3 protein-coding genes are annotated in these 4,008 nt (G+C 62.5%); 2 read left to right on the forward strand and 1 reads right to left on the reverse strand.

Annotated elements, in window-relative coordinates; translation table 11 throughout:
* Positions 1-1,089 (forward strand): PAS domain-containing sensor histidine kinase (locus EN939_RS24050; RefSeq protein WP_127270178.1); only part of this gene is annotated, 1,089 nt, incomplete at its 5' end.
* Between the two features lie 327 nt (positions 1,090-1,416).
* Here the strand turns inward: EN939_RS24050 and EN939_RS24055 are convergent.
* Positions 1,417-3,375: an acetoacetate--CoA ligase gene (locus EN939_RS24055; RefSeq protein WP_127270180.1), complete on the reverse strand. Its 1,959-nt coding sequence runs from the start codon at positions 3,373-3,375 to the stop codon at positions 1,417-1,419.
* 273 nt (positions 3,376-3,648) lie between these two features.
* On the opposite strand from EN939_RS24055, the gene EN939_RS24060 reads away from it, so the two are divergent.
* Positions 3,649-4,008 (forward strand): AsmA family protein (locus EN939_RS24060; protein WP_127270182.1); only part of this gene is annotated, 360 nt, incomplete at its 3' end.

The following is a 4,008-nucleotide window of genomic DNA, read 5'->3' on the forward strand; positions in this document are numbered from 1 at the left end:
ATTATCGACACCGCCACCGACGGCGTCGTGTTGATCGGCCGTGACGGCACCATCCGATCGATTAGCCGGCCTGCGGAAGCGCTGTTCGGCTTCGACAGCGACGATGTGACCGGCAAGCCGTTCGCCTCGCTGTTTGCGATCGAAAGCCAGCGCGCGGCGCGCGACTATCTCAACGGACTGTCCGAACCCGGCGTGGCGAGTGTCATGAACGACGGCCGCGAGGTGATCGGGCGCGAGTCGCAAGGACGCTTCATTCCGCTGTTCATGACCATCGGCCGGCTGCCCAACGACAGCGGCTTCTGCGCCGTCGTTCGCGACATCACGCAGTGGAAGCGGGCCGAAGAGGACTTGACGCAGGCACGTGCGGTGGCCGAGCGCGCGTCCTCGCAGAAGACCGATTTCCTGGCCCGCATCAGCCACGAGATCCGCACCCCGCTCAATGCCATCATCGGTTTTTCGGAATTGATGGTCGACGAGAAGTTCGGACCTGTCGCCAACGACCGCTACCGCGACTATCTGCGCGATATCAACCGCTCGGGCAATCATGTGCTCGACCTGGTCAACGACCTGCTCGACATCTCCAAGATCGAGGCTGGCCAGCAGGAGATGGCCTATGAGGCGGTGTCGCTCAACGACACGCTGGCCGAGACGGTGGCGATGATGCAGCCGCAGGCCAACCGCGAACGGGTCATCATCCGCTCCAGCTTCGCTTCGCGGCTGCCGGAAGTGGTGGCCGACCTGCGCAGCGTGCGCCAGATCGCGCTCAACATCCTGTCGAATGCCATCCGTTACACTCAGGCCGGCGGCCAGGTGATCGTCTCGACCGCCTATGAGACCTCGGGCGACGTCGTCATGCGGGTGCGCGACACCGGCATCGGCATGAGCCATGCCGAGATCGAGCAGGCGCTGAAGCCGTTCAAGCAGATCAACGCGCTGAAGCGCGGACGCGGCGACGGGACCGGGCTTGGACTGCCGTTGACCAAAGCGATGGTGGAAGCCAACCGTGCCCGGTTCACCATCAATTCGACACCGGGCGAAGGCACTCTGGTCGAGGTCGCTTTTCCGTCGACCCGTGTGCTCGCGGAATAGGTCAGCCCTCTCCGCGGTTCGGTCCCGATAAAAAGAAAAGGCGCCCAAAGGACGCCTTAAGAGATGGGATTGCTGTCACAACGGGGGCTTGAGCGAATTCGGATCCTCGGGGCTGAGGAACGGGATTTCTCCCTCAAGTTACCTGCGACTATCGACGCCGGACCTTAACAACTCCTTACCGGGGCTCCGGAAAATTTACGAATGTGTACCACTCATGAAATCTAGGTAAATTCTAGCGTGATATTTCGTTAACCATGCTGGAAAGGCCTTTTTCACCCATCTCGTTGCCTCCAACAGTGGCTCCTCTGGAGCGACATCCATTGGCGGTCACTCGGCCAGCTGTGGCAGGTTCTTGAACAGGTCGAGCGCTTCCGGGTTGGCGAGCGCTTCCTTGTTCTTGATGGCGCGGCCGTGCACCACGTCGCGCACAGCAAGCTCGGTGATCTTGCCCGACTTGGTGCGGGGAATATCCGACACGGCAACGATCCTGGCCGGGACATGGCGGGGACTGGCGCCACTGCGGATCTTAGCGCGTATGCGTTTTTCCAGATTCTCGTCGAGCTGCGCGCCGGCGGCCAGGCGCACGAACAGTACGACGCGCACGTCGTTGTCGAAGTCCTGGCCGATGCACAGCGCTTCCAGAATCTCCGGCATCTGTTCGACCTGGTTGTAGATCTCCGCCGTGCCGATGCGCACGCCGCCCGGGTTGAGCGTGGCGTCGGAGCGGCCATGGATGATCAGGCCGCCATGCGCGGTCCATTCGGCGAAATCGCCGTGACACCAGACATTGTCGAAGCGCTCGAAATAGGCCGCCCGGTACTTCTTGCCCTCGGGGTCATTCCAAAAGCCGATCGGCATCGCCGGAAAAGCCTTGGTGCAGACCAACTCGCCCTTCTCCTGCCGGACCGGCCTGCCGTCATCGTCCCAGACATCGACCGCAAGGCCAAGGCCGGGTCCCTGGATCTCGCCGGTCCAGACAGGCTGCGTCGGCACGCCGAGCACGAAGCAGGAGACGATGTCGGTGCCGCCGGAGACCGAAGCCAGATGCACGTCCTTCTTGATGCCGTCATAAACGAAGCGGAAATCTTCCGGCGATAGCGGCGAGCCGGTGGAGGAGATTGCCCGCACAGTGGCCAGATCATGCGTGCGGATCGGCTTGAGGCCAGCCTTGCGCACGGAATCGATGAACTTGGCCGAGGTGCCGAGGAACGTCATCTTCTCGGCATCGGCGAAATCGAACAGCACACTGCCGTCGGGGTAGAAGGGCGAACCGTCATAGAGCAGCAACGTGGCCCCCGAAGCGAGCCCCGACACCAGCCAGTTCCACATCATCCAGCCGCAGGTGGTGAAGTAGAAGAAGCGGTCGCCATCGGTGAGACCAGCATGCAGCCGGTGTTCCTTGACATGCTGGATCAGCGTGCCGCCGGCCGAATGGACGATGCATTTGGGAATGCCGGTCGTTCCCGACGAAAACAGGATGTAGAGCGGATGCGAAAACGGCAGCGGCTCGAAGGCAACGGGCTTGCCGACGAAGGGCGACAGCGCCTCTTCCAGCGCTACCGCCTTGTCGATGGTCCCGGCGACATCAGTCGATGTGCCGAGATAATCGACGACCAGAATCTTGCGGACAGTGCCGAGCTTGGCCGCGACCGCGGCGATCTTGTCGGCGACTTCGATCGCCTTGCCATTGTACCAATAGCCATCCGGCGCGATGAAGACGACGGGCTCGATCTGGCCGAACCTGTCGAGCACGCCCTGCTCGCCGAAGTCGGGAGAGCAAGACGACCAGACGGCACCGATCGAGGCCGCGGCCAGCATGGCGGCGACGGTCTCCGGCATGTTGGGCATCATGGCGGCAATGCGGTCGCCCTTCTTCACCTTGAGCGACAGGAAAAGCTGCTGCAGCCGCGAGGTCAGCGCGTGCAACGCGTTCCAGGACAGCCGGCGCTCGACCTTGTCTTCGCCGCGAAACACGATTGCGTCGCCTGAGCCGGTCTTCTTCAGCAGATTCTCAGCGAAATTCAGTGTCGCATCGGGAAAGAAAGAAGCGCCGGGCATCTTGTCGCCGTCGACGAGCAGGTTATCGCCCCTGTCGCCGACGATGCCGCAGAAATCCCAGATCAGGCTCCAGAACCCCTCACGGTCCTCGACCGACCAGGCATGAAGCTGCGAATACGAGGAAAACGCTACGCCGGCTTTCACTCCGGCGGCCTTGGTGAAGGCGGTCAAGGGTGCTGCGTCAATCTGGTCTTGCGTCGGGGTCCAGAGCGGTTGTCCGGCAGCCATGATCGTTCCTCCACGGTCGCCATCGCTTATGCATATCGCAGCGCAGCAGAGCAAGATTTTGTTCGGCTGATGCGACCAGATGTGCGCAAATGCCATCGCCGGGCCATAAAGACTTGAAATGCCTCAGCCCTAAGTCGTAGTGACAACTTGAAGTCGTGGTGGCGGCCGGAAGTCGTGGTCATGACTGGGGGTCGTGGTGACGACCGGGGTCGTGGTGACGATCGGGGTTACACCCGCCGGGCGATTTGTCGGAATGGAAGCATACGGGGCCATATGCCATCATCTATGATCCGGCGCGGAATATGGGCGATCGGCGCTGCCGTGATCGTCGTCGCGCTGGTCGTTGCCGCCCTGCCGCTGATTGCCTCCACCCGTATCGTGCGCGACCGCATCGCCTGGGAAATGAGCGCGTGGAGCGGCTTCCGGGTCGCCATCGACGGTTCGCCGCGCATCGAGGTCTGGCCGACATTCCGGGCAATCCTGACCGATGTGACGCTTTCACAATGGACCGACACCGAGGCGCCGCCTGTGGTCGAGGCAGAACGGGTCGAGGTCGACCTTTCCGCCATGGCGGCGCTGCGCGGCGACGTGGTGTTTTCGACGGCGCGGCTGGTGCGGCCGACGATCCGGGTC

The sequence above is a fragment of the Mesorhizobium sp. M7A.F.Ca.CA.002.05.1.1 genome (assembly GCF_003998335.1).
GTDB lineage: Bacteria > Pseudomonadota > Alphaproteobacteria > Rhizobiales > Rhizobiaceae > Mesorhizobium.

What these genes read in the sequence shown, in the direction of transcription:
- EN939_RS24055 (WP_127270180.1), bottom strand. Translation starts at nt 3,375, where the DNA reads ATGGCTGCCGGACAACCGCTCTGGACCCCGACGCAAGACCAGATTGAC.